Origin of the sequence: Grimontia indica (assembly GCF_000333895.2) — a bacterium.
GTDB lineage: Bacteria > Pseudomonadota > Gammaproteobacteria > Enterobacterales > Vibrionaceae > Enterovibrio > Enterovibrio indicus.
On sequence record NZ_ANFM02000057.1, the window covers coordinates 1 to 25557 of the forward strand.

Here is a 25557-nt window from a genome sequence, read left to right on the forward strand (position 1 = left end):
ATCACAACGCCAGTCAATCTCGCTGAATCCTGCATCTTCAGGTTGTTTGGGTATATTGCTTAGGTAAGAACAGTGCAATCTCTTCTTCGGTCAGCTCGCGGTATTCACCCGGCTCAAGTTCTTCATCCAGAATGAGTTCTCCGATGGATTCACGATGAAGACCAACCACCTTGTTGCCTACTGCGGCAAACATGCGTTTTACCTGATGGTATTTGCCTTCGTGAATGGTCAGAAGCACTTCTTTTTCGTCTATCTGTTCCATCTGAGCAGGTAAGGTTTCTGTCTTCTCGCCACGCAGTTTAATACCTTCTGCAAAAGTCGCTGCAACGCCCTCTTCGACCGCATCATCCAACCACACTCGGTAAGTCTTGTCGCATTTGTGTTTTGGGGACGTCACACGGTGTGACCATTGGCCATCATCGGTCAGAAGCAATAGACCGGTGGTATCGCAATCCAAGCGCCCTGCAATGTGCAGCTTCTCAGCACCGATTTCATCCAGCAGGACAAAAACCGTTGGATTGTAAGGGTCGTCGTGCGAACAAACATACCCTTCAGGCTTATTCATCATGAAGTAACGAGGACCGGACAGGCTCAGCGACATGCCATCGAATTCTACATCCGCATCTTCGGCAATTTTGATAGCACCGTTTTTGATGACTTCACCATCAACCGTGACACGTTCTTCTTTGAGGACTTTCGCTGCTTGTTTGCGCGTAACACCGACTGTTTCGCACAAGAATTTGTCTAGCCTGATCATTGCTTTTCACCACATATTTCTGAGGGCGCGGATTATATACTTAAACTCCCAAGAGAGGCAGTGTTTAAAGCTCGCAGCCGGGTGTTTTATCAGGAAAGTTCAGATCCGTTTATGTGCTCTCATTCCTTATTGTTGAAATTGCACTCTCCGATTCTCTGTCTATAACTAAGAGATGTCGAACTTAACAAAATCGCCACAGTCTAAACTCGTGACTTCTAAAATATGATTATAATCTCCCATCGACTAACTTATTGATCAGGGAAGCATTTATGAAAATTACGCTGCAGTCGCCTTCCGTAGAGTCAATGCCACGTCTGCTTGAACTGTCAAAGTTTATGCACGACCACGAGGCACTGACTTTTGATGTCGAACATGTGACTTCCGCATTCAGTTTCCTCATTGGACACCCTAACCATGGCGACGTTTTCCTTATCAGCCTTGAGCAAGGAAACGAGCAGGAAATTATCGGATATGTTGTGCTTTGTTACAGCTTCAGTATTGAACTGGGCGGACAAATCGCGGTGATCGACCAAATCTTCCTCCAGCAGGATTGGCGTCGACAAGGTGTCGGCTCTCATGTTCTACCGAATATCGAGGCGCATGCCCTCGAAAAAGACTGCCACGCTGTGATTCTTGAAGTGAACATTGGTAACAGCGGTGCCAGAGAGTTTTACGAGCAGTTTGACTATATGGCTCGCCGCCAGCATTGCATTATGTCCAAGCGTTTATCGCGCTAGCCTTTACATTGTGTGGCAGATACACTGGGCAGCCTTGAATTGGCTGCCTTTTTGATTCCATGTATACCCTTCGTCCTTATCAGGCTGACGCGGTCAAAGCCGTCGTCCACTACTTTAGAAACAACACCACACCAGCCGTAGCGGTTCTCCCAACCGGTGCAGGAAAAAGCCTGGTTATCGCAGAGCTGGCGAAGTTGGCACGTGGTCGAGTTTTGGTCCTTGCCCATGTGAAAGAGCTTGTTGAACAAAACCACGAAAAGTATGAAGGGTATGGGCTGAAAGGCGGGGTTTTTTCGGCCGGACTCGGCAGAAAAGAAAGTAGCGATAAAGTCGTCTTTGCTTCTGTGCAATCCGTGGTGCGGAATCTTGATGCATTCAAAGATCAGTTTTCTTTGTTAGTTATCGATGAATGCCACCGCGTGCCGGATAATGAAGACAGTAGCTACCGTAAAGTCATTTCCCATCTCCAAACCGTTAACTCTGGCATTAAGGTATTGGGTCTAACAGCGACACCTTATCGACTTGGTATGGGCTGGATTTATCAATATCACACCGCTGGCCGTGTTCGCAGCGAGAAACCCCGATTCTTCCGCGATTGCATCTTCGAGTTACCCATCAGATTTTTATTAGATGAAGGCTTTCTTACCGAAGCGAAGATCCTTGATGCGCCAGTGTTGAGTTACGACTTTTCATCACTCAAAGCGTCACCAACAGGATTCTATAAAGAAGCGGATTTGGACCGTGTGATAGAAAACGCGCCAAGAGCAACACCTCAAATCATTAATCAGGTTCTGGATTACGCCAAAGAACGGCATGGCGTGATGATCTTTGCCGCCACGGTAAAACACGCTCAGGAAATTCTCACCCTGCTGCCTGAGAACGAATCGGCACTCGTCATCGGTGATACAGCGCAAGATGAACGTGACAGCATAATCCAGCGCTTCAAAAATCGGGAAATTAAGTATCTGGTCAACGTCTCTGTGCTGACAACTGGCTTTGATGCACCACACGTTGACCTTATCGCCATCTTGCGTCCGACAGAATCCGTCAGCCTGTATCAACAAATCGCAGGACGAGGATTACGCCTCTCTCCCGGTAAGACTGACTGTTTGATTCTGGATTATGCAGGCAATGTCTACGACCTATATCAACCTGAAATTGGCGATCCTAAGCCGGATAGCGATAGCGAAATCGTTACTGTTCCCTGCCCTGCCTGTGGCTTTAACAACAATTTCTGGGGCAAGTTGGATAACAATGGTTTTCTCATTGAACACTATGGCCGTCGCTGTCAGGGCTTCTTTGAAGACGATGATGGAGAACGTGAAATCTGTGGCTACCGCTTCCGCGCCAAGTTTTGCAGCGAGTGCGGCGCAGACAACGACATAGCCGCAAGGCGGTGCCACCAATGTGATCACGCATTGGTCGATCCTGACAAAAAGCTGAGGGACGCCTTAAAGCTCAAAGATGCGATGATCATGGCCTGCGCTGACATGCGATTAACGGCAGGTAAAAACAAATTCGACAAACCGCAGTTAAAAGTCACCTATGTCGGGCAGGATGGCGCAGAAATTCATGAAGTCTGGCCCCTTTCGACCAAACGCCAAAAGGATGAATTTCTCGCTAAATTTATCAATCCACATTTGGTTGACCGACACAGACCTTTTACAGACACAGCGCCTTCTAAAGTCGCGCGTGCAGAACACAGGCTGAGGTTTCCTGACTTTATTGTGGCGAGAAAGAATGGGCGTTTTTGGGCGATTAGGGATAAAATCTTCGACCTGAATCAGTTTGCCTCACAACAAGAGGTCAGAACCATGCTGACCAACGTGGCTTGAGTGGGAAATTCACGCAACCCACCTCGAACTTGGTGATAAAGAATACTATGCGTGTAGTTATCAAGCTAACAGGCATTAAATCACTGGTAACGCTTGTTATTACCCAGTCTCAATGTTAGTATCCGCGCTCGATTTACTTGGTACTTAGTTTGGTCGCAAATCTAGGTACTTATTTTCAACTCTCTATTTAAGAGTATTTATTATGAAATTCGAAGCAGTAGTACGTACTGAGCAGGGTAAAGGTGCGAGCCGCCGCCTGCGTCACGCTGATCAATTCCCAGCAGTAGTTTACGGTGGCGAAGCAGCTCCTGTAGCAATCGCTCTGGACCACAAAAAAGTGATCACTCAAATGGACAAGCCTGAGTTCTACGAAGCGATTACTCTGGTTATCGACGGTGCTGAAGTTAACGTTAAGCCTCAGGACATCCAACGTCACCCATTCAAGCCAAAAGTTATGCACATGGATTTCATCCGCATCTAATTGCGTTTGAGCTTGAATTGAAAAAGCGCCTCTCGAGGCGCTTTTTTTGTATCCGTTGTTTGCCTTCAGCTAATCAGTCTTCATCACCAAACAGGGACTGTTGTGGGCTGACCTCTTCCACATTTCCTTCAGCTTCTTTCGCCAATTTAGCCCGCATCACACGCACATAACGCTGCTTACAAAGTCGAATCACATTGCGTCTTTGCTCACCGGTAAAATCGTTCCAGTGAAAACGCTCTTCCCTGCTTCGAAAGCAACCTTTGCAATAGCCTTTGTTATTCACCTGACACACACCAATGCAAGGGCTAGGCACGGTAAAGAAATCGAGTTGTTCCATACACCCTCCGATGTCGTTTGTGTCTGTGTTTTCATTCAAGCGAGTTTTCACTCGAAAAGCAAATTTCCTTCTGTAACTCGCTGATATTAACTTTACGCCCAATCATTTCCGCTTAGGTGATTTCCACTAGCGAAATAAAATTCCATTGCGTTTAGTGGTCTAAATTTGTTAAGTTGACCACATAACCTTTTGGGTTATCGCCTTTTTGCAGTACAGAGCTCCAACTCTGAAAGAATAAAATAAAAGGGCGCAAGGATGATTGTTATTTAGGAGGAGTTATGTCGTTTTTCGTTCCGTCCGCTGAGTCCCAAGATCACGCAGAATCCATTTACCTAGCCATTGCTAAACACGTTGATGCCCCAGTCAAGGATTCGCGCATTGAAAGCCTGACGTGGGAACATGAAGGTCAGGAAGTGAAGGCTAAAGTTGGCGATAAATTACCGACCTGCTTTGGCACAGATGATGAAGTTATCCTGGCCATTTTTGATTGTGGTGATGTCTATAAAGTGTGTACACCAAACCGTGGTGCAGTCTGCTTTGACCCGGTTGTTGCCTCTCGCACTTACGTTTCAAGCGTCGATTTCTTCTAGCTCGAAGTATTTTGAAGACAAAGAGCCAGGCAATAAATGCCCGGCTCTTTGTTTTTCTTCAACGAATAAACCCGAATTTAGAACAATCCTAACTGTGGCATCGCCAAATCATCAAAGTTCTTCCCGACGAAAGGCAATATACCGTCTGCAATCGGCTTCAATTGTTTGTCGACGTAATGTTGATAGTCATACGGACTATCCAACGCTTCTAATGGCTCGGCACCGTTAACAGTGATTATGTATTCAATCCAACCGCCGTGCTGATACTGAAGGTTACGCCCTAGCTTCTTATTCGCCTCATCGGCTTTGCGTGCTGCTTTTACATGCGGTGGCACATTCTTTTCATAGTCAGAAAGCTTACGGCGTAGTCGTTTACGATAGATAAGTTGCGCATCATTATTACCGCGTAACGTATTCTCAACCGTATTACGCACGTACTCTTCCACCTCTTCCTCATCGAATACCTTCTGATACAAGGTTTGTTGGAATACCTGCGCCAAGGGCGTCCAGTCCGTCCGTACCGTTTCCAACCCCTTATAGACGATACGTCGCTCACCATCTTTATTGACCAAACCCGCATAGCGCTTTTTACTGCCGGTATCCTGTCCACGAATCGTGGGCATCAGGAATTTCTGGTAGTGGGTTTCGTATTCAATCTCAAGCGCCGAGGTAATGTCATAGTTTTCGGTTAAGTGATTAATCCACCAAGCGTTGATATGTTCCACCAGCGCTTTACCCACTTCATCCGCTTCTTCGTTTGAATAGAGCCTTCCCAGCGAAACAAAGGTCGAGTCAGTATCGCCATAAATGACTTCATACCCTTTTGCTTCAATCAGCTCACGGGTAGTCTTCATAATTTCATGACCACGCATGGTGATTGACGACGCCAGCCGATGATCAAAGAAGCGGCAGCCCGATGAACCCAAGACGCCGTAAAAAGAGTTCATGATGATCTTAATCGCCTGTGAGAACGCCTTTTCGCCTTTCAGTTTGGCTTCGTCGCGGGCTTTCCAAAGGTTTTCGATCAATGACGGCAGGAAATGTTTTTCTCGGTGGAAGACACCACCACGAAAGCCAGGAACACTGCTTTCCTGAGCCTGAAGCCCTTCAATCAAACCTAAGGGGTCGATCAAAAACGTACGGATTATCGAGGGATAGAGGGATTTGAAATCCAATACCAGCACGGAGTCATACAAGCCAGGCTTACTATCCATCACATAACCGCCGGGGCTGGCAATCCAGTTTTCGCTAGCCAGCGTTGGCGCGATATAACCAGCTCGGTGTAACCTTGGCATATAAAGATTGGTAAAAGCCGCCACTGAACCGCCAATACGATCCAGTTCGATGCCCGTTAAACGGCTGCGCTGGATAAGAAATTCCAGCAAGTGAGTTTGCTCAAAAATGCGGTTAACCAGCACGCAGTCCTGCAGGTTGTATTTTGCGAGTGCTGGCTTGTCATCACGGAACATACGGTTGATGGAGTCCATACGATCGTAGGGATTGTCAATCGCTTTGCCTTCGCCGAACATTTCACGGGATACCGATTCAAGCGACCATGAGCGAAAGCTGTATGTCGCCGTTTTCAGCGCATCAATGCCATCAATCACCACACGCCCTGGCAAGGTGATAAACCCCTGTCGGCTGTTTGAAGAATCGCGCCAATGTGCCTTTTCGCCACCGCGCCCCAATCGTAAATCCAGCTTGTGAAATGCAGCGCGTTTGACCAGAAGTCTGAAGTCAAAATCAATCACACTCCATCCCACGACCACGTCAGGGTCAAAGGTGGCAAACCAATCATTGAGAGCTTTCAGCAAGTCATATTCTGATGCTACCCACTGAATCCAAGGGTACTCATCAGCATTAGCTGGTTTGTCGCCAATCATGATGACACGGCTATCACGCTCGCTATCTAGGCCTATGGAGTAAAGTACGCCCTTCTCTGAGCACTCGATATCGAGAGACACGCGGGAAAGCGAAGTGGAATAGTCGGACGATTTCGCTTTGGCTTCGCGATATTCCGTAAAGCCTCTGCGTTGGGTCGCCTTACCAGCGAAGGTTAATCCACCACAAATAAACCTTTCCATCAGATAGCGGTCAGGCAAACGAACATCAGATTCGAGGGTATCAATCTCTTCCATCTGAAGAAGGCGGCTTGCACGATTGGCAGCGTTGATAGTATTGAAGTAAAAACCAGATACCGTTTGGAGAGCAAAGTCTTTCAAAGGCAGTTCGCGGCAAGTGAAGGCGATACCTGCGGTATTGAGTATTGTCTGAGCCTGATTCACATGAACGGACGCAACAAAAAACACTGGCTTTTCGCCCGTGACAATCAATTTCGCGGGTCCATTGTCGGTCTGAACCCAGAGTGTCAGTTCAGTCTGTTCGCCGATATCACGGCTGTGTCGACTGATTAAAAAACCGTCTTGATACTGCAAGTTAGCCTCAGAAGTAGCAATCTCAGGTGCAGTATACCCCAGCTTGTCGCCTATCGTTGATTTTATCTGTACGTACAAACAGTGTTTGATTCATTCTCAGAATTCCTCCATTCAATTCAGTAGCCTACTGCTATAGTTCCTAAGTCAATGGAGGAAGTATGATGAGCAGTCAGGTCTCACATATCGTCGTCGTCGATGACGAGCAGGAAGTGAGAGACGTCCTAGCCGATGCCCTAGTTCAGGTTGGTTACAACGTCACGAAAGCAAGTAATGGAAGCCAGCTACGAGCTGCCCGCGATGTCGACTTAGCAGTGATCGACCTTCGTCTAAATAACGAAGATGGTCTCCAGTTAGCGCGTCAACTCAGGGAAAACAGCGATATTCCCATTATGATGCTCACTGGCAAAGGGGATGCCACCGATCTGATTATTGGACTGGAAGTCGCAGCCGATGATTACATGATGAAACCCTTCAACCTGCGCGAGTTCACCGCCCGGGTAAATGCGCTGCTTCGTCGAAGCAAAAAATCTCAGGCGATTGAATCCAAACCTATCATAAGTGACGAAACCCTCTATCAATTTTCTGATTGGACGCTCAACCTTTCCCGACGCCAACTCATTCATACCAATGGGCACCAAGCCGACCTGACTTACGGTGAGTTTTCCCTCCTCGAAGCCTTTATTTCCTCCCCCCAGCGCGTCTTGACCCGAGAGCAACTCATGGAAAAAACACATGGCTTCGACACTGATTCCATGGACAGGACAATCGATGTTTTGGTGGTCAGGCTTAGGAGGAAAATCGAACCAAACCCTCGAATTCCCTCGTTGATCAAAACTGAGCGTGGTCTCGGTTATCGCTTTGACTGCTCCGTCGTCCAAGTCATGAATTCGGCATTAAGCGACCAGTAATGCGAAGCCAGAGTATTCGCCCGCATTTAATGCTGACACTGTCGGTGTTGTTACTTCTCACCACACTGATGGCGGGCTTTTCCCTGTTTACGTTATGGCAGAATCAATACCTGCTCGATCGCGTCACGGAAACTACTCTGACCGATACGCAAACGGCTTTGAATCTCTCTGAAGGTGTCGCCCAAATTGCGGCAATGGCGCCTTATACCGCCTCCTCTGCCCGCCCATTTCAGGTACAGAACGAAAAAGCCCAGCTCTACGCCAGAGCAAAAGCATTGCGGGAGAATGCCGCCAAACTGACAAATCCAGATTATGCCCTAGAGCTTGGGAAACGTTACCAAGAAGTCGAAAACACACTCACCAGACTGATGGCCAACGTGGAGAGTGAATTGTTTATTCGCGAAGACTTGATGGCCCAGCAGTTCTCGCTGGATGAGCTTGAAACCTATTCATTTGGCAAAGGATTTGTCGATGCTTTCCGCAAGGATCCCACCCGGATCCAGTCGGGGTGGATAGAACAGGTGATGGTCAGCATTGAAAAAGCAGCCGTTAACAATCCCACTTTATCTCGTAGTGTTTCACCCGTGCTGGCAACTCTGTCCCGCAGTAACGAGCAGATCAATGCATTGCGTTCGGAAAACGCCTTTTTACTGGCCTCTATCCGCGCGCAGTCAGAGCGAATGGCTGACTACGTGACGGAGATTGTTCAAACCCACCAGAATGATGTCAACGAACAGCAGTTCCTCGCAAGAAAAGCCATCAACCACGTTGCGCTGCTTATGGCGTTCATATTGCTCTCTCTCGCCGTTGGCGTGTTCTATCTCTATCGTTTTAATGATCGCATGGCGAAAGACCTTCAACGGGTCACTGATGAAATGATTAGCCTCGCCAGTGGTAACACAGAACATGAACCTATCAACATTCCCCGTCAGGATGAAATCGGTAAGCTCGCAAGTGCTTTCAAAGCGTTCCAACACAATGCAATCGAAAAAGCTCGGGTCACAGGCGACTTATCACGCCAGAAGCTTCTGTTAGAAACCTTGTTCCACGATATGCAGGATGGGTTGAGTGCCTTCGACAAAGACAACCGCCTGTTGGTGTGGAACCGAAAATATATCGCCCTGCTGGGTATCGATCCCCAAAAGTTAAATGAAGGCATGCATATTGAAGATGTTCAGGCATTGATCACCCCTTCACTGTTGCAAAGTGACCAGGAGTCTCTCGATGAAAAAGAGACCATTGCGCAGCGCCACTTGGAGCCACAGGTGTTTGAACGTCAATTCAAGGACGGCAGAATCGTCGAATACCGAAGCCAGCCCCTTCCTTCGGGCGGCTTTATCACCCTGTACCGAGATTTAACCGAAAACCGTCAGATAGACCTGAAATTACGCCAAGCGCAGAAAATGGAAACGCTGGGACAACTGACTGGCGGCATCGCACACGACTTCAACAATCTGCTCTCGGCCCTCGGTGGCAACCTTGAACTGTTGGATATGAATGCCCCGCTCGAGGGAAACAACAGAACCTATCTAAACCGCGCCCTGTCGGTGACAGAAAAAGGCACACAATTAGTCGACAGGCTACTGGCTTTCAGCCGCCGTCAGCCGCTTCATCCAGAACCTGTGAATCTGGAGCAAACGTTGTGGGAACTTGCCGATCTTCTGGAATACACGTTGGATGGCACAAGCCGACTGTCACTGGATCTTTCTGAACAGGAAAGCTGGGTTTACCTGGATAAAAGTGGATTGGAGAACGCGTTGATCAACATGCTTCTCAATGCCAATACCGCGATGCCAGAAGGTGGCATTGTCACCCTTTCTAGCCGTGCCTGTCAGATGCTCGATGGTAATCAGGAAGCGGTATTGTTGGAGATTTATGATACCGGCAATGGCATTGCAGCGGATGTAATGACCAAAGTCATGGAGCCCTTTTTCACTACCAAGGAAAAGGGGCAAGGCAGCGGCCTTGGCTTGAGCATGGTGTATGGCTTCGTCGAGCAATCCCATGGTGAAATTGCTATCAGCTCGCGGTTGGGCGTTGGCACTCAAATCAGCATCATGTTTCCCCTCACGCAGGAAAAACGTAGCGATAGCGCTTCTGAACTGCTCCCTGAAACCGTTACCCGTATTGGCAACCTTAGGGTTTTGTTGGTGGATGATGATGATGATGTTTCCCTCCCCATCAAAGCCTTTCTGGAAAACGACGGCGCTAAAGTCACAGTGGTTCAGTCAGCAAGCGAAGCGCTGACAACACTACAAAAGATCTCCTTTGATTGTGTACTCAGTGACATCAATCTTGGCAGCAAAGAAACCGGGATTTGGCTGCGCAGCAAAGCGCTTCATCTATTCCCTGATCTTCACTTTGTTTTGATGTCCGGACTCCCTGCCAGCCAGCTTTCTGAGCAATTTGGCTACCAACCTGACTGGCCTTTGATCACAAAACCAATAAGTTATCGTCAGCTTCACTTATCTCTATTTCCATCACATTCAAACAGTTAGCCGCTTTATTTCAATTGTGAACAGCAAGATTCACGATTTGAAACCGTTCATTCGTTTTCATTTGCCAGTGTATTTGAAAAGACAAAGACACAAGGAGATCTGCTATGAAAACGCTGTTACGCAAAACCGCTATTGCCGCTATGTTTGCAGCCTTGCCACTGGCACAGGCTTCCGCAGAAGAAGTGCTGATTGGTCTAATTACCAAAACCAACACCAACCCATTTTTCGTCAAAATGAAGGAAGGTGCTGAAGCCAAAGCGAACGCCTTAGGTGCCAAAGTCAGTTCTTTCGCTGGCCGATTTGATGGCGATACAGATTCACAGGTTCAAGCGATTGAAAACCTGGTTGCCGCCGGTGCAAAAGGGATTCTCATTACTCCAAGCGATCCACAGGCACTCGCACCGGTTGTGAAACGCGCCCGTGACTCAGGTGTGCTTGTAATCGCGCTGGACACCCCGTTCTCCCCGGCCAGCGTCGCTGATGCCACCTTTGCAACAGACAATTTCAAGGCTGGCGAAATGATTGGACAGTGGGCAAAAGCAAAACTGGGGGACAACGCAAAAGACGCCCGTATCGCGCTGCTGGATTTGAGTACCGCCAACATCACCGTCGATGTAGCACGTAATCAGGGATTTCTCACAGGGTTTGGTATCGACACCAAAAACCCCGATATTAACCGCGACGAAGATGACTCTCGCATCGTGGGTAACGACGTGACCCAAGGCTCAGAGGAAGGCGGCCGTCGCGCAATGGAAAACCTCCTCCAGAAAGATCCCAGCGTAAACCTCGTTTACACCATCAATGAACCTGCTGCGGCAGGCGCTTATGAAGCCCTCAAAGCAGTAGGCCGTGAAGATGACGTGATTATTGTTTCTGTCGATGGCGGCTGTCCGGGCGTAGATAACGTTGAAGCCGGGGTGATCGGCGCGACGTCTATGCAGTTCCCACTCAAGATGGCATCACTGGGTGTTGAAGCAGTGGTGGAATACGCGAAATCTGGCGTGAAACCGGGTGCGACACCGGGCAAATCGTTCTTTGATACCGGCGTAGAACTCATCACTGATGAGCCTGTTAACGGCGTGTCTTCATCTACTTCGAAAGAAGGTAAAGGCAAGTGCTGGGGCTAACCCCTTAGGTTTCGAGAGGGAGTCCTTCCCTCTCTTTTCTTATCTCGGACATTTCCTGTCTGGACACGGACGCACTCAGGAGCAATAAATGTCATCTTCATCTGAACAAAACCGCACACTTGGAGACCAACTCCATCAAGGTTTTAGCGTTGGACAGCGCATTCAACTCTATTTACATAATCACCCGACAGCCGCCCCTTTTCTCGTTCTGATCATTGCTGTTGCGGTATTTTCAACCTTGGTTGGTGATCGTTTCTTCCACCCATTCAACCTTTCTCTGGTGCTCCAACAAGTCACTATCATTGGTGTCATTGGAATCGCGCAAACCCTGATCATTCTGACCGCGGGCATTGATTTGTCAGTCGGTGCCATCATGGTTCTCACGTCGGTGGTGATGGGAAGATCAGCCATAGACTATGGCTTTTCTGCCCCCGTTGCTTTGTTGGCAGGATTATCCGTCGGCGCAATATGCGGCCTAATCAACGGCCTTTTGGTCTCGCGGATTAAGCTCCCGCCGTTTATCGCCACCTTGGGTACCTGGAACATCTTTTTTGCTTTGAACCTTTGGTATTCAAATAGCCAGACAATCCGCTCACAAGTTATTGACCAGCAAGCGCCATTGTTACAGTGGCTTGGCAATACTATTGAGTTCTTTGGTGCGCGTATCGCTTACAGTTCCATCTTCATGCTGCTGCTGTTTGTGATCATCTGGTATGCCCTCAACTGGACAGCTTGGGGACGGCACGTTTACGCAACGGGCGATGACCCCGATGCGGCTCGGCTTGCTGGTATCCGAACACGTAAAATTCTGCTGTCAGTCTACATACTCGCTGGCGTGATATGCGGCCTTGCGGCCTGGGTACTGATTGGACGAATCGGCTCAGTCAGTCCACAGGCTGGTTTCACTGCGAATTTGGACTCTATTACCGCAGTGGTGATCGGCGGAACCAGCCTCTTTGGCGGTCGCGGCTCTATCTTTGGCACTCTGATTGGGGCGCTGATTGTTGGCGTATTTAGAAACGGGCTCGCGTTACTGGGTGTTGATGTACTTTGGCAGGAGTTTACTGTCGGCATACTCATCATCGTGGCAGTCAGTATCGACCAGTGGATCCGGAGGGTGGCATCATGAGCAATGAAAACCAAACGCCTGTACTTCAGGCCAAAGGGCTGGTTAAACGTTATGGTCGCGTCACCGCGCTGGATGGCGCAGATTTCGATTTGATGCCCGGGGAAATTCTGGCTGTTATCGGCGATAACGGCGCAGGGAAATCCAGTTTGATCAAAGCCCTTTCCGGCGCGCTGATCCCTGACGATGGAGACATCATCTTGGACGGCGAGCGCGTTAAGTTCTCCAACCCAATGCAAGCCCGTGAAGCCGGTATCGAAACGGTTTACCAGAACCTGGCAGTTTCCCCTGCCCTCAATATCGCAGACAACCTCTTCCTTGGTCGGGAAATTCGTCATTCAGACTGGCGCGGAAAATGGTTCCGCATGCTGGACAAGAAAGCGATGCGAGATAAAGCCAAGGAAAAGCTCACGGAGCTAGGCTTAATGACGATTCAGGACATCACCCAAGCGGTAGAAACGCTCTCAGGAGGACAACGCCAAGGGGTCGCCGTGGCTCGCTCTGCTTTGTTCGGCTCAAAGGTGGTGATTATGGATGAACCCACCGCCGCTTTGGGCGTAAAGGAATCCCGTCGCGTGTTGGATTTGATCCTCGAAGTGAAGAACCGTGGGCTTCCTGTGGTCCTGATCAGCCATAACATGCCTCACGTTTTTGAAGTAGCTGATCGTGTGCACATTCACCGTCTGGGCAAGCGGGTGGACATCATCACTCCGCAGACCCACACTATGAATGATGCCGTCGCAATCATGACGGGGGCAATGGAACCGGGGCAAATCATCGAAACGTCTGAGGCTTAGCTTGCATGCCGAAAGCGCTACTTACCTTTATTCTTTTCATTTTAATGCAGCCGCCCGCCGCGGCTGCCATCAAAGCCGGAGTCAGTGTCACTGATCTCACTAATCCCTATTTCATTACTGTGGTGCGTACGATCAAAGAGGAATTATCCAATCGCTTTGGTGATGACAGTGTCCTTCTTGTTCGCTCAAGTGCCTATGATCACCCAAGGCAAGTGCGCCAGCTCAATGAGTTTATGGCAGAAGAAGTCGATGTAGTGTTTCTCGTCGCGTCCGATGAACACAAGATTGGACCTACTGTTCAACAACTCTCCAACGCTGGGATTCCCGTGTTCGCTATTGACGTAAGAGCTGACGGTGCAGCTGCCACTGTGACCACTGATAACCTCCGTGCAGGAGAAGTCGCTTGCGAGGGTTTGGCGAGAGTGCTCAGTGGTGAAGGGAATGTACTGATAATCAACGGGCCACAAGTTTCGGCTGCCGTGGAGCGGGTTCAAGGCTGTAAAGAGGCACTATCCAAACACCCAAAACTCAATTTACTGGGCGATTCACTTAATGGCACGGGGAGTATGGAAGGTGGACTGGAGAAAATGGCCTATGCCTTGCAGCTTTATGATGATATTGACGGCATTTTTGCTATCAACGATCGCACTGCGCTAGGCGCTGAAAGCGCATTACTGCAAGCAAAATCTGATGCTGTGATTATCTCGGTGGATGGAAGCCCAGATGCCAGAACAGCATTTCTTGAACGCAGACCAAACTGGATTGGCTCTTCAATTCAATCGCCAGAAACCATGAGTCGAGAAGCCGTTCAGATAGCGGCAAAGTGGCTCAAAGAAGGAAAAATCGAAGAAACAAACGTGCTTATTCCCACTCGATTGATGACGTCGGAAAATGCATCCACTTTTAAGGAGTGGTAACCAAAGTCCGTTAAGCTTAGTCCCTTGCCAATGACGATTGCTTATTCTCTTTGCCCAAAAAGGTCACGGTTATACCGAACAGAATGACCGCAGCAGAGATGACCATTCTCAATGTCAGCGTTTCATCCAGTAACATGTAGCCTGCAAGCGCTGCAATGATTGGCACAGATAACTGCATCACACCTGCTTGAGTCGCTTTGAATTGCTGAACGACACCATACCAAATCGCATAACCAATCGCTGACGCCCCTGCACCAGATAAGACCGCCAGCCAAATACCCTCCGAAGACACAGTATTCATCGGGATGTTGAGCAAGAAGAATGGCACGACGAAGAAAATGCTCAAACGGAAATTAATACAGTTAGCGGGAAGCTGCGGCACTTTCATTTCCTTCCCAAGCACACTGTAGATGCCCCATGCCACACCAGAAATCGCCATCAAGCCCGCGCCCCAAGCATCAGGCGCATTCATTCCCGGAGAGACCATGTAACCAAGGCCTGCAACCGCGATTAGTGCCCCAATATACTCTAATCCACTCGCCCCACCTTCTTTGTGGTGGCTATAGGCGAACATGGTTAGCTGAACGAAAGCGAACAGAATGAGCGCGCCGATACCTGTTTCCAGATACATGTAAGCAAAGGAGAAAGTCGCCGCATAGAGAAACAACATGGCAGCTGCGAGCCAGTGTTCCATCGGTTGCTGAACCAAAGCACATTTTGGTGAATCACTGTTTCTGGAGTGGAAAATGTATGAGAGGACATAAAGCACTAGCGCACCTGATACCAATCGAATCGAGGTAAACGATGCCGGGTCAATATCACTTTCCGCTAATGCCATTCGACACAATACCGAATTGGCAGCAAAGAAGGTCATCGCGACCAAAGCCATCATCAGGTTTATTAGCGTTAACCTTGTCATGTGAACCATCTTCACCGTCCTTACTTCATCACTTGCTAAATCTGACCGCCCTAGCCGACTTCCACTTTCACAAATTTGAGAAAAAATGGATATTTTGACAAATACTCCTGAACTTTTTGAAATTACCTTAACTGACTGATATTTGCTCATGCATACCGTGAAGTTTGGTAAAACGGCTCGAAAGCGGTAAAATACCGCTCCCGTTTTTTCAGTGGTGAAGTGAATGTCTGAAGCGAAACGCAAAGCTCTCAAGAAAATTGCTAAATGCCTCGAGTTAAGCAATTCCTCTAACATCAACGAAGCTGCGCAGGCCATCAAAATGGCGCAGCGTTTGATGAAGAAGTATGGGCTTGATCAGGACGATATTGACTTCATCAGTATGGGTAAAACCACGTCTGAAACCTTGCTTCCAACGTCTATCAGCGACGGTATTCTAAAAATCATACGCGGCATTAACACACGCTTTGGCGTCGAGTGCGTGCTGACCAATTACAAAGGTCTAAAGAAAGCAGAGTTTATCGGCGATGCCGATCGGGCGATCTTTGCTGCTTTTGCATTCGATATCGTTTACCGGGAAATGAACGAGCACATTGGCCAGTTCAGAAACAGCTTCCAGGGTTCTGGTACCTCTCAGGTTGAACTAAACCGTCGCGTTCAGTCATTTACCATGGGCTGGCTCGAAGGGGCCTTGGCTAAGCTTCCAAATATTGCTCCTGACGGTGATGCTGATAAGAAGATCAAAGACTATATCGATAAACAGTTTGAAAACATCGATCGCGAGACTTTCAAACAGCAATTGAAAGAAGCGATGAAGAACATCACCGATGATTACGAAAAAGGGATGCGGAAAGGAAAACAGGTTTCCGTCAGCCGCCCCGTTTCGGGAGCACAAGAAGTTAAGCGCCTAAGTTAGGCGCTTTTTTACAATTGAGACTCTACCCAAATAGAGTAATTGATAATGTTGTAACTTACTGACTTCACAAAGACTCACCGAAAAACCACCTCTTTTTGAACACTGTTGTATTAAAAAAGCCTGAATTTGCCGCGTTGCTATTGTGTTGCAGAGTGCCAAGCCCTAGCCTAGCTTATTAAATCATCACGCAGTTGGTGGTTGAGAAGATTTGCAAAAGCAAACTCAAGGATGGTGACTCAAAGAGAGATACCATAGTCTACCTTCCAAACCCTCTCTAGAAGGAATGGAGAAAGCAAAATGAAAAAAGCAGTGACAAGCCTTGGACTCATTGTGGCCTTAAGTCCAGTGGCAAGTGTATTCGCCCAAGATGATTCAAACTTTTATCTGGGTGGTCGTTTCGGTGTATCTACGCTGACTGATGCCTGTGAAGCAGGCGATTGTGGCAGCAATGATGATGTTGCTGGCGGCCTGATTCTTGGTTATGACTTCGGTAATAACTTCTCTATCGAATCGACTTACGACTATCTGGGACGTTTCGATACCGCATTCACTGGCGTAAATGCTGGCGCTGGTGATCTTACCGCACTGACTTTGGCACCAAAGTTCAACGTTGGTGTGACTGATCTTACCGACATCTACGGTAAGCTTGGTCTTGCATGGTGGAATTGGAACAGCAAAGTAGGCACTGGTGACGTTGATGATTACACAATCTTGGCAGCACTGGGTGTTGATCATCGTGCAAACGATCTGGTTAACGTTCGTTTAGAGTATCAATACATCCCAGACATGGATAAAGATTACTTCGATGCAGACAACCACCTGATCACCGCAGGTGTTACCTTCCACTTCGGCCGTCACTCTGAGCCAGAGCCAGTAGTTGTAGAAGAAGTGGTTGTGGTTGAAGAAGTCGTTGTGGTTGAAGAAGCCAAAAAGTATGTCTTCTCTGAAGCAGACGAAGTTGAACTATTTGCATTTGGTAAATCTTCACTTTCAGATGGCGCAGCGCAGCACCTGGAGCCAATGCTGAAACGCCTGCAAGACTTTGAAGAGTCGACTGCAATCATCATTGGTCACACCGACAGCGTTGGTTCTGAAGCATTCAACCAAAAACTGTCTGAAGAGCGTGCACAAACAGTGGCAAACTACTTCATCGACAATGGTATCGCTGCTGAACGTCTGTCAGTAACGGGTGAAGGTGAAACTAACCCTATCGCGTCTAACGATACTGAAGACGGCCGCGCGAAAAACCGCCGTGTTGAAATCGAATCTCCTGAGTTCGTTTACGAAGAGATGTAAATCCACTCTTCAAAGACTATAAAGCCACGCACTTGCGTGGCTTTTTCTTTTAATTTTCGATGTAATTTGGAAAATCCGCCAGCATCAAATCGATCTTGCTCCTGTCCTCATCAGCGACACCCGCTACACGCTGATAGACTGGCGAGTGGCGATCGTCAATCCGCGGGAAACGCCATCCGTATGTTGAATTGATAAAGCTCTGTGCAAAATCGGCAGAGTATCGCAAACATCCGGCTAAAACCGTATCGACATAGCTTTGAGCTATGGGATGATGACTGCAAGGCGCTATCACTTCATCTGTCACGTACACATATACAGGGCCATCAACAGCAAAACCTTCTTCCAGTACCTGAATACGGTCAGACTCTAAAGGCACACGTTGATACCCCGCTTCGCGGATATCAAACACCTCTAAGGCGTTGTCATCAATGTGAATCAACACGCCATTGCAATGCCCTTCACCTTCGCGAACAACCAAATGAGACATCACCGGTGACCCCGTATGCCCCCAATGTCTTTGCAGACCACTCACAACTGCAGGAACGGCAATGCCCGTCTCCCCAGTAAGTTGGCGCGAAGCTGCATTGATTAAACTTCCATATCCGAATATATACATAAATTTGTTAACAATTCTCCTAACGCCTTAATTGGATTAATCCAAACAACACGTGCTACTGTCAACGTTGTAAACTGAGAATCGGTTGTTGTTCAGAAAAACCAGCATTCTCTGCATAGCAACTCTCAATCTTTCCTAAATTTCTTTACGTTCAGAATACTTTTAACACACTATTCTGCTCGACCGCAGTGCGAAGGATTTACCTGCGGTGCCTCCAAAGATACGACATGGATAAAAACAATGACCGCTTATAAAAGCTTAGAAAAGCAATTCAAGAAACTCTCCAATTACGAACACCTCGCCGCGATCTGTGGTTGGGATCAGGCTGCCATGATGCCTGATGGTGGCAATGATGCCCGCGCGCATGCGATGAGCGAACTCGCCGTGCTTTGCCATGAAACCCTTACAGCGCCTGAAATGGGTCAGTGGATAACAGAAGCAGAGGCCAACATTGCGTCCCTTTCCGAAGAACAACAAATCAGCTTGAAAGAGATGAAGCGCGTTTGGCAACAAGCCACTGTGCTGCCGTCCGGTTTAGTGGAAGCGAAATCTATCGCAGGCTCAAAATGCGAACATGAATGGCGCACCCAACGTAAAGAAAATGATTGGGATAACTTTGCCGTCAATCTCAAAGAAGTGGTCAAACTGGCGCGTGAAGAAGCAGCGATTCGCGCAGAACAAACTGGCCTCAGTCGTTACAACGCAATGCTTGATCTTTACGAGCCAGGCATGACAACAGAGAAGCTGGACGTTATCTTTGGCGATCTCAAATCCTGGTTACCAGAACTCACACAGCAAATCATTGAGAAGCAGTCGACAGTCGCTGTCGAAGATCCCGCTGGACCTTTCCCTACAGAGCAGCAAGCAGAGCTTGGTAAAAAGCTGATGGAGATTCTGGGTTTTGATTTCAACCACGGTCGATTAGATGTCTCTATGCACCCATTTTGCGGTGGCGTGCCGCAAGATGTCCGTATCACTACTCGATACAATGAAGACGACTTTACCCAGGCCATCATGGGTGTCGTTCATGAAACCGGTCACGCGCGTTACGAGCAAGGCTTGCCACCTTCATTACATGGTTTCCCGGCAGGTGAAGCTCGCTCAATGGGCATCCATGAGAGTCAAAGCCTGTTCTTTGAAATGCAGCTAGCACGGAGTCCTGAGTTTGTTCAGCACATTGCCGAATTCGCAAAAGATACATTTGGCCGCGAGACTGATAATGCCTTTGAGATAGCCAATATCAACGCTTTATATAAACGTGTTCAACCGGGCTACATTCGGGTTGATGCAGATGAAGTCACCTACCCTGCGCACGTTATTCTGCGATACGAAATAGAACGCGATCTGATTGAAGGAGTCATTGAGGTAGATGATATTCCTGGCATCTGGAATCAAAAGATGCAGGAATATCTTGGTATCTCTACCGAAGGTAATTTCACTGATGGATGTATGCAAGATATACACTGGACTGACGGCTCATTTGGCTATTTCCCAAGCTACACGCTGGGTGCGATGTATGCGGCGCAGTTTATGGCAGCAATGCGCAAAACAGTTGATGTCGACACCTGCCTGAAACGGCTGGACATCGCACCGATTAGCGAGTGGCTGAAAGAGAACGTTTGGTCGAAGGGATCAACGCTTTCAACAGATGAGTTGGTGACTCAAGCGACTGGTGAACCACTCAATGCTGAGTACTTTAAGCAGCATCTGATGGCACGTTACCTGGACAACTAGCAGCACCTTACTCGAAATGCGCGCTCTCCGTTTAGTTCAAAGGCAGGATCACCCTGCCTTTTTCTTTTCTCTTCTACACCTTTCTGAGCAATATCTGACCTCGTCCCAACAAGTAGTCCATTTTTTCCTCCAGGAAAATGGCCTTTCACAAACAACGCAGATTTTGGTTGGCAGGTGTGCTTTGTTACCCCGGTAACGCTTTGTCGCTTTCATCGCTGTTTGTACTGTGTTGGGCAATAGCCACGACTTACTTGGACAGGACGCAACTTTTGATGCTTGGTTTTTCTTGCAGACACGCGTTTACGCCAGCTTTTGAAACTGCTCGGCTTTAGTGAACGACGCATCAAGCCAATGAGTTGAGGTTCTCCCAGACCAAACTGATGATCGATAGCTTCAAATGGCGTTCTATCCTCCCACGCCATTTCAATGATTCTAGAAAGGTCTTCGTCGCTAAAGTCCATCAAATTTAGCTCCCGCAATACATGATTCGCCGTCTGAGCATCAGGATTGCTGCTCACTTGTCTGTTTGAATTCGTTGAACACATCCTCAGCTTCGGCGGTCAGTTTTGAATACATTCTGATGTCCCCCCCTTCTCTGGGCTTGCATCGCTTGTTCCAGCAACATCGAGTGTTTCTTCTTAAGTTTCTTTGCGGTTCTGTCTTTGAACAATGAAAACACGGCTCACTCCTTTAGATGTGGATTTGATAGTACGGAAGCACATAAAAAATGGATTAACACTCTCTTTTTTAGGTGGTGGTTGATGAATATAAAATGCTTTAAAAAATACCAAAAATCGAACTTCATCGTTTTTAAAAAGCTATATCCCCCCATTAGAGGCCATGCATTTCTCACCGTTACTTTAGCGAACATAAACTTTAAAGATTAAGAACATCTCATACGTTAAAATTAGCTAGACATAGCTGTCCAATATAACCTCACCAGGTATTACAAATTAGAAAAACAATAATAAACTCCATTTTTTAACCCATTGCACCCACAAATAGAAAAAAGATCCGATACTATTTACATAAACGCTACTAACAAGAAAAACTGGAGAGGTCTCCCTGGCATAAGTAGGTTTAGGAGGATAAAAAAATTGTGGCGAACAATGACATCATTTAAAACAATATTCGGCATAGATTTGAGGTCGCTGGCGCTATTCCGTATCGCTCTAGCAATATTAATTATGGTGGACCTCATCAGCAGGGCGCGCGATATTGAAGCCTTTTACACAGACGAAGGCGTTCTAACCCGCTCCGCGTCAATGGGATATGCTTCAGATTTTCGCTGGTCCATTTATTGGGCAAGTGGTAGTGAGTGGTTCGTCGTTTTGCTATTTATAGTCGCCTTTTTGGTGGCGTTTCTGTTACTCATTGGCTTTAGATCTCGGTTGATGGCTTTCATCAGCTGGATATTTTTGCTTTCCATTATGAATCGGAATGCTGTCCTAGGAGCTGGGGGCGACTCCCTACTTACCGTAATGTGTTTTTGGGCCATTTTACTGCCAATAGGAGCCAGATTCTCTATCGATTCAGCCCTAAATCGACGATATCAAACTGAACCAAACGCAGAACCCACAAGCCATAATTACTTCTCTATAGTGTCAGTAGGTGCATTACTTCAGGTCATGTACCTATATTTCTTCACTGCGATTTTGAAAACGGGTGATGAATGGCGTGTGACTATGGATGCAGCTTACTATGCTGTTCATCTCGATCAGATGGCGACTGTCTTCGGTGTTTGGATGAGAGATTTTCCAGCGCTACTGACACTTGGTACTTACTTCGTGTGGTACTTAGAAATTGTGGCCCTATTCCTAGTATTCTCGCCGATCTTCCATGTTCCCCTTCGTCTTTTCACTTTGGCGTTACTGGTCGCAATGCACACGACTTTCTTTCTCGCACTACATATCGTACTGTTCCCTTTTATCGACTTCATGTCGCTCAGCTTATTGATTCCTGGGGTATGCTGGTCTTGGGTGGCGAGAATTAATGATCGCGCTAAACGGAGAGACGTAACCATCTTCTATGATGAGGACTGCGGTTTTTGCAAAAAAACATGTCTGATCCTGAGAAGTTTCCTACTGCCAGAGAGCGTAAAAATACTGCCGGCCCAGACAAACCCAGACATTTATCCGATTATGGAACGTGAAAACAGCTGGGTGTTGCGTGACCATAAAGGCGGCCTGCATACCCATTGGAATGCCGTACAATACCTCTTTCGGATCTCTATTCTTTTCCGTCCAATCGGAACTGTAATGGGTTTGAAACCCGTCCTTAAAGCAGGCAACAGACTCTACGGCTGGATAGCAAACAACCGAGCGACAATGGGTCAAATAACGGAACGCTTCCTTCCATACAGAGAGGTCAAAGAGCGGGCTAACTGGGTTGAAAATGGCCTTGGCCTGGGTACGCTTTATATCGTCACCTATTACAACATCGCAGGCATCCATCAATGGAATATCAAGTACCCTAAGCATGTTTCAGCCATTGCTGAAACACTCCGCCTTGATCAACGCTGGGATATGTTTGCTCCCTACCCTTTTAAGTTTTCACAGATGCCAGTCATTGAAGGGAAAACGCGCGGTGGTGAGATTGTCGATGTGTACCGTATGACTTTTGATGAACCGATACGCACATACCCGAAACTCTTATCTGCGGATTTCAAAAATTATCGGTGGCGGAAATACTTAGGAAGAATCTCCTCAACCAAAAACACCAAGGTTCTATCAGGATATGGTAACTATCTATGTCGACAATGGAATAAAGGCCCTGATGTCCCTAAAGACAAACAGCTCGCCATTTTTACCATAGAATTCGAGCGTTTAAAAAACATGCCAAACTACCAAAAACGTGTTCCATTAACGATTTCAGTATGGACTCACTGGTGTTTTAAAGAATATGCTGTTAAATAAGCAATAAAAATTATGATAGAGGGAGCTACATAACACGGCTCCCTCTTTTTCAATGGTATAAACATATGCTTTTCCAAATCAATCCACGGTGATGTTCAACCACCGATCAGAAAAGCATAAGCCTCTGTTTAATCGCCAAAAAAATAGTCCATACCAACCATGAGAGCATGGCTGTCGTACTTGTCTGTTTTATTGTCGCCAATGTCATCGATAAACTGGTAGCCCACGCTAAGGTTTATGTTAGGTTCAAGCTTGTACTGAAGACCAACTTCAGTGAGAAATGAAAACCCATGAGCGTTGAGGTCGGGTCGACCAACTTGCTTTTTTTCCATGTCCCAGTAAGCCACTCCCATCTGACCATAAACAGTAAAGTCGTTTTCTAGATCCCACCCATAGCGCAAAGCCGCTTTTGCAAGATTTGTATTCACTTTTACGCCAGTTGCTTTAGCATCCAACTCCCCATGAAATTGATACCCTAGCTGCACGCTCCACTGAGGCCTAAACTGAATCCCCCCACTAATTTCAAAAATACCACTCTTTGGGTCACTACTATTATATGCACCATCATCAGCCACTTGATAACCACCATTAATACCAAAAAAATAGTTAGGGTATTGTAATGTGAGCTTGCTCATTTCTTCTGCCAAAGACCCATGGGATAGCAAATATAAACTTAGGGCAGAAAATACCTTAATAGAACTCTTTGTTTTAATGTTCATTATTTATCTCCTTAAAGAGATTTCAAACCAAGAATGAAATACATTAATTTAGCGCTACAAATATGAAAGGAGCCCTCATACCTCATCAATCAAGCATGGACGAATTGAAAGATAAAGTAGAGGGCTCGCTTGTTCTATAATTTGACCAATTTAATTTCTAATAGAGATAGACTTCTCCAGATCTAAATCCTGTACTAGAAGAGCCTTCATCAGGAGCGCCAACAATGACATTGTTATTATCTGACACATCAACAGAGTAACCGAAGTGCTCACCCGCAACAGACCTTGGTGCTTTCAAGTAAGCGCCTTGCGACCATTCAATACCATCAAAATTGAAGAGGTACGCTGCGCCCGACTCGCGTGCAGACACATTTGGCGTACTATTAATACCTGCGCTACTGGAATTCTCTAGCCATGCACCAACAATGAGCGATGTTCCATTCGGTGACATTGAAACACTATTACCAAACCACATGGTGCTGTGAATAGTCGATGCTTTGACGTAAGCCTGTTGAGACCAAGAGTCACCGTTGCGTTGGAACACATAGGCTGCGCCTGAATCGGTGAGTGAGTTGTTTGGTGTACTGTTAATCCCTGTTGTGCTGGAATCTTCGTACATAGCACCAACAGCCAACGTGTTTCCATCAGAAGAAAGGCTCACTGAAGTACCAAATTGATCACCACCACCGGTATTGGAAGCCTTCACATAAGCCTGTTGCGCCCAACTTCCATCAATGTTTTCAAATACATAGGCTGCACCAGAGTTTGTCGAGGCATTGTTTGGCGTAGTATTGATACCGGTTGTACTGGAACTTTCTCCAACCGCACCGACCACAAGGGTATTGCCATCTCCGGACATCGTAACCGATTCCCCGAATTTATCTAAGCTTCCTGGGTTAGAGGCTTTAATATATAGCTCCTGAGCCCAGGCACTACCGTTAAAACTGAACAGATATGCGGCGCCAGCCCAGCTGCCTAAGGAGTTGTTTGAGATACTGTTGATTCCGGTAGTGCTTGAGTCTTCTCCCGGCGCGCCGATGAGAACCTTATTGCCATCCGATGACACCGCAACACTTCGGCCAAATCTATCATCAAAACCAGCATTGTCGGCTTTCAAGTAACGCTGAAATACCCATGCATCATTCTCGAAACGGTACACATATGCGGCTCCCGCACTACCTGAGTCGTTGTTATAACAGCAAGGGGATACACTCAAATTACTTCCGTCTTCCTGTGGTGCACCGACGACCAAGGTGTTGCCGTCTTCAGATAATGCCACTGCCCAGCCATAAAAATCATTTGCGTCGATATTGGGCGATGTAAGCAGTTCCTCTTGTTGCCATAAGCCATCTGTAAAGCGGAAGATATAAGCAGCACCTCGTGCGGTATTTTTATAAGGCGCGCCTGCAGCAAACACTGTACCATCGCGTGAAATTGATACAGAGTAGCCAAACTCTGCAGATTGACTTGGATCTGAAGCTTTAATGCTGGCGATCAAATCATTTGCATCGGTTGAAGACAAAGAGAGCAGGTTAGACGACGCAGACCCTACGCTGTTTGTTGAGATAATAAAAAACTCTGAAGATAACGCGGAAAGAGCCCCCGTCATACCAACCGTTAGCTCCAGCGCCCCATCCGTTGTACCTAATGGTTCGCAGTCGTTATCAAAGTCTTCATTTTGACGGCAAACAGTGTATCCCGTGGCCAGCTCAGACTTTTCCCATTCCAGCGAAACAGGGAAAGTAAGCGTCTCGGACGAACCTGATTCCACAGTCAGAAGGTTAAAAGACTCAGGGGGTTGTGGGTTGAGGTATTGGTCAATAGCTGCCTGAGACCCACCGATAGTAATAACAATGTCTGTCGTCGTTACACCATCAGACGCCGTCACTTCAATGACATC

23 protein-coding genes and 1 pseudogene are annotated in these 25557 nt (G+C 47.3%); 14 read left to right on the forward strand and 10 right to left on the reverse strand.

Annotation, left to right across the window (positions count from 1 at the left end; genetic code table 11):
- Positions 1–37: 37 nt before the first annotated feature.
- Positions 38–757: a 16S rRNA pseudouridine(516) synthase RsuA gene (gene rsuA, locus D515_RS23205; RefSeq protein WP_002542240.1), complete on the reverse strand. Its 720-nt coding sequence runs from the start codon at positions 755–757 to the stop codon at positions 38–40.
- A gap of 269 nt (positions 758–1026) precedes the next feature.
- Between rsuA and D515_RS23210 the strand changes: the two genes are divergently transcribed.
- The 3 genes from D515_RS23210 (at position 1027) to rplY (ending at position 3810) form a co-directional block, all read left to right on the forward strand.
- On the forward strand, positions 1027–1494 hold the full coding sequence (locus D515_RS23210) for a GNAT family N-acetyltransferase (RefSeq protein ID WP_002542241.1): 468 nt from the start codon (positions 1027–1029) through the stop codon (positions 1492–1494).
- Positions 1495–1553: 59 nt separating this feature from the next.
- On the forward strand, positions 1554–3329 hold the full coding sequence (radD, locus tag D515_RS23215) for a DNA repair helicase RadD (RefSeq protein ID WP_002542242.1): 1776 nt from the start codon (positions 1554–1556) through the stop codon (positions 3327–3329).
- A gap of 202 nt (positions 3330–3531) precedes the next feature.
- Complete coding sequence (rplY, locus tag D515_RS23220) at positions 3532–3810, forward strand: 50S ribosomal protein L25 (RefSeq protein ID WP_002542243.1); 279 nt, start codon at positions 3532–3534, stop codon at positions 3808–3810.
- A 73-nt stretch (positions 3811–3883) separates the two neighbouring features.
- Here the strand turns inward: rplY and D515_RS23225 are convergent, their stop codons facing one another.
- Positions 3884–4147, reverse strand: a complete 264-nt coding sequence (locus tag D515_RS23225) for a DUF1289 domain-containing protein (RefSeq protein WP_002542244.1) — start codon at positions 4145–4147, stop codon at positions 3884–3886.
- A gap of 278 nt (positions 4148–4425) precedes the next feature.
- On the opposite strand from D515_RS23225, the gene D515_RS23230 reads away from it, so the two are divergent.
- On the forward strand, positions 4426–4737 hold the full coding sequence (locus D515_RS23230) for a hypothetical protein (RefSeq protein WP_002542245.1): 312 nt from the start codon (positions 4426–4428) through the stop codon (positions 4735–4737).
- Positions 4738–4814: 77 nt separating this feature from the next.
- On the opposite strand, the gene D515_RS23235 is transcribed toward D515_RS23230, so the two are convergent.
- Positions 4815–7172, reverse strand: coding sequence for a DNA polymerase II (locus D515_RS23235; RefSeq protein ID WP_039850600.1), 2358 nt, complete (start codon positions 7170–7172; stop codon positions 4815–4817).
- 158 nt (positions 7173–7330) lie between these two features.
- Here D515_RS23235 and D515_RS23240 point away from each other — a divergent pair, with 158 nt between their 5' ends.
- The 6 genes from D515_RS23240 (at position 7331) to D515_RS23265 (ending at position 14545) form a co-directional block, all read left to right on the forward strand.
- Positions 7331–8080, forward strand: a complete 750-nt coding sequence (locus tag D515_RS23240; RefSeq protein ID WP_002542248.1) for a winged helix-turn-helix domain-containing protein — start codon at positions 7331–7333, stop codon at positions 8078–8080.
- On the forward strand, positions 8080–10578 hold the full coding sequence (locus tag D515_RS23245; RefSeq protein ID WP_039850595.1) for a PAS-domain containing protein: 2499 nt from the start codon (positions 8080–8082) through the stop codon (positions 10576–10578). The genes D515_RS23240 and D515_RS23245 overlap by 1 nt, the downstream gene beginning before the upstream one ends.
- Before the next feature lie 104 nt (positions 10579–10682).
- Positions 10683–11705, forward strand: coding sequence for a sugar ABC transporter substrate-binding protein (locus D515_RS23250; RefSeq protein WP_002542252.1), 1023 nt, complete (start codon positions 10683–10685; stop codon positions 11703–11705).
- An 88-nt stretch (positions 11706–11793) separates the two neighbouring features.
- The gene (locus D515_RS23255; protein ID WP_002542253.1) at positions 11794–12834 is read left to right on the forward strand and encodes an ABC transporter permease; all 1041 of its coding nucleotides are present in this window, start codon (positions 11794–11796) and stop codon (positions 12832–12834) included.
- Positions 12831–13628, forward strand: a complete 798-nt coding sequence (locus D515_RS23260) for an ATP-binding cassette domain-containing protein (protein ID WP_002542254.1) — start codon at positions 12831–12833, stop codon at positions 13626–13628. The genes D515_RS23255 and D515_RS23260 overlap by 4 nt, the downstream gene beginning before the upstream one ends.
- A 5-nt stretch (positions 13629–13633) precedes the next feature.
- Positions 13634–14545: a substrate-binding domain-containing protein gene (locus D515_RS23265; RefSeq protein WP_002542255.1), complete on the forward strand. Its 912-nt coding sequence runs from the start codon at positions 13634–13636 to the stop codon at positions 14543–14545.
- A gap of 16 nt (positions 14546–14561) precedes the next feature.
- On the opposite strand, the gene D515_RS23270 is transcribed toward D515_RS23265, so the two are convergent.
- A complete protein-coding gene (locus D515_RS23270; RefSeq protein WP_002542257.1) occupies positions 14562–15473 on the reverse strand; it encodes a DMT family transporter in 912 nt (303 codons plus the stop codon).
- A gap of 214 nt (positions 15474–15687) precedes the next feature.
- Here D515_RS23270 and D515_RS23275 point away from each other — a divergent pair, with 214 nt between their 5' ends.
- Positions 15688–16377: a DUF2786 domain-containing protein gene (locus D515_RS23275; protein ID WP_002542258.1), complete on the forward strand. Its 690-nt coding sequence runs from the start codon at positions 15688–15690 to the stop codon at positions 16375–16377.
- A gap of 297 nt (positions 16378–16674) precedes the next feature.
- Positions 16675–17673, forward strand: coding sequence for an OmpA family protein (locus tag D515_RS23280; RefSeq protein WP_002542260.1), 999 nt, complete (start codon positions 16675–16677; stop codon positions 17671–17673).
- Between the two features lie 49 nt (positions 17674–17722).
- Here the strand turns inward: D515_RS23280 and D515_RS23285 are convergent, their stop codons facing one another.
- On the reverse strand, positions 17723–18289 hold the full coding sequence (locus D515_RS23285; protein ID WP_039850596.1) for a gamma-glutamylcyclotransferase family protein: 567 nt from the start codon (positions 18287–18289) through the stop codon (positions 17723–17725).
- 240 nt (positions 18290–18529) lie between these two features.
- Between D515_RS23285 and D515_RS23290 the strand changes: the two genes are divergently transcribed.
- Positions 18530–20023, forward strand: coding sequence for a carboxypeptidase M32 (locus D515_RS23290; RefSeq protein ID WP_002542263.1), 1494 nt, complete (start codon positions 18530–18532; stop codon positions 20021–20023).
- A 48-nt stretch (positions 20024–20071) separates the two neighbouring features.
- On the opposite strand, the gene D515_RS25575 is transcribed toward D515_RS23290, so the two are convergent.
- The 3 genes and pseudogenes from D515_RS25575 to D515_RS26290 form a co-directional block, all read right to left on the reverse strand.
- Positions 20072–20236, reverse strand: a complete 165-nt coding sequence (locus D515_RS25575) for a DUF2256 domain-containing protein (protein ID WP_083939975.1) — start codon at positions 20234–20236, stop codon at positions 20072–20074.
- Positions 20233–20484, reverse strand: coding sequence for a TIGR03643 family protein (locus D515_RS23295; protein WP_002542264.1), 252 nt, complete (start codon positions 20482–20484; stop codon positions 20233–20235). Before D515_RS23295 ends, D515_RS25575 begins: the two co-directional genes overlap by 4 nt.
- 40 nt (positions 20485–20524) lie before the next feature.
- Positions 20525–20702: pseudogene (locus D515_RS26290) on the reverse strand (DUF6435 family protein).
- Positions 20703–21132: 430 nt separating this feature from the next.
- Between D515_RS26290 and D515_RS23300 the strand changes: the two are divergent.
- Positions 21133–22938 carry a DCC1-like thiol-disulfide oxidoreductase family protein gene (locus D515_RS23300; RefSeq protein ID WP_039850597.1) on the forward strand — a complete coding sequence of 602 codons (1806 nt, stop codon included), beginning with the start codon at positions 21133–21135 and terminating at the stop codon, positions 22936–22938.
- Positions 22939–23066: 128 nt separating this feature from the next.
- On the opposite strand, the gene D515_RS23305 is transcribed toward D515_RS23300, so the two are convergent.
- Both D515_RS23305 and D515_RS23310 read right to left on the reverse strand, forming a co-directional pair.
- Complete coding sequence (locus tag D515_RS23305; RefSeq protein WP_039850599.1) at positions 23067–23657, reverse strand: porin; 591 nt, start codon at positions 23655–23657, stop codon at positions 23067–23069.
- 157 nt (positions 23658–23814) lie between these two features.
- Positions 23815–25557 (reverse strand): hypothetical protein (locus D515_RS23310; protein ID WP_051997551.1); only part of this gene is annotated, 1743 nt, incomplete at its 5' end.

Excerpts from the sequence above, each read along its gene's own strand:
- rsuA (WP_002542240.1), bottom strand. The coding sequence starts at position 757 with ATGATCAGGCTAGACAAATTCTTGTGCGAAACAGTCGGTGTTACGCGC.
- D515_RS23210 (WP_002542241.1), top strand. The coding sequence starts at position 1,027 with ATGAAAATTACGCTGCAGTCGCCTTCCGTAGAGTCAATGCCACGTCTG.
- radD (WP_002542242.1), top strand. The coding sequence starts at position 1,554 with ATGTATACCCTTCGTCCTTATCAGGCTGACGCGGTCAAAGCCGTCGTC.
- rplY (WP_002542243.1), top strand. The coding sequence starts at position 3,532 with ATGAAATTCGAAGCAGTAGTACGTACTGAGCAGGGTAAAGGTGCGAGC.
- D515_RS23225 (WP_002542244.1), bottom strand. The coding sequence starts at position 4,147 with ATGGAACAACTCGATTTCTTTACCGTGCCTAGCCCTTGCATTGGTGTG.
- D515_RS23230 (WP_002542245.1), top strand. The coding sequence starts at position 4,426 with ATGTCGTTTTTCGTTCCGTCCGCTGAGTCCCAAGATCACGCAGAATCC.
- D515_RS23240 (WP_002542248.1), top strand. The coding sequence starts at position 7,331 with ATGATGAGCAGTCAGGTCTCACATATCGTCGTCGTCGATGACGAGCAG.
- D515_RS23245 (WP_039850595.1), top strand. The coding sequence starts at position 8,080 with ATGCGAAGCCAGAGTATTCGCCCGCATTTAATGCTGACACTGTCGGTG.
- D515_RS23250 (WP_002542252.1), top strand. The coding sequence starts at position 10,683 with ATGAAAACGCTGTTACGCAAAACCGCTATTGCCGCTATGTTTGCAGCC.
- D515_RS23255 (WP_002542253.1), top strand. The coding sequence starts at position 11,794 with ATGTCATCTTCATCTGAACAAAACCGCACACTTGGAGACCAACTCCAT.
- D515_RS23260 (WP_002542254.1), top strand. The coding sequence starts at position 12,831 with ATGAGCAATGAAAACCAAACGCCTGTACTTCAGGCCAAAGGGCTGGTT.
- D515_RS23265 (WP_002542255.1), top strand. The coding sequence starts at position 13,634 with ATGCCGAAAGCGCTACTTACCTTTATTCTTTTCATTTTAATGCAGCCG.
- D515_RS23270 (WP_002542257.1), bottom strand. The coding sequence starts at position 15,473 with ATGGTTCACATGACAAGGTTAACGCTAATAAACCTGATGATGGCTTTG.
- D515_RS23275 (WP_002542258.1), top strand. The coding sequence starts at position 15,688 with ATGTCTGAAGCGAAACGCAAAGCTCTCAAGAAAATTGCTAAATGCCTC.
- D515_RS23280 (WP_002542260.1), top strand. The coding sequence starts at position 16,675 with ATGAAAAAAGCAGTGACAAGCCTTGGACTCATTGTGGCCTTAAGTCCA.
- D515_RS23285 (WP_039850596.1), bottom strand. The coding sequence starts at position 18,289 with ATGTATATATTCGGATATGGAAGTTTAATCAATGCAGCTTCGCGCCAA.
- D515_RS23290 (WP_002542263.1), top strand. The coding sequence starts at position 18,530 with ATGACCGCTTATAAAAGCTTAGAAAAGCAATTCAAGAAACTCTCCAAT.
- D515_RS25575 (WP_083939975.1), bottom strand. The coding sequence starts at position 20,236 with ATGAAAGCGACAAAGCGTTACCGGGGTAACAAAGCACACCTGCCAACC.
- D515_RS23295 (WP_002542264.1), bottom strand. The coding sequence starts at position 20,484 with ATGGACTTTAGCGACGAAGACCTTTCTAGAATCATTGAAATGGCGTGG.
- D515_RS23300 (WP_039850597.1), top strand. The coding sequence starts at position 21,133 with ATGACATCATTTAAAACAATATTCGGCATAGATTTGAGGTCGCTGGCG.
- D515_RS23305 (WP_039850599.1), bottom strand. The coding sequence starts at position 23,657 with ATGAACATTAAAACAAAGAGTTCTATTAAGGTATTTTCTGCCCTAAGT.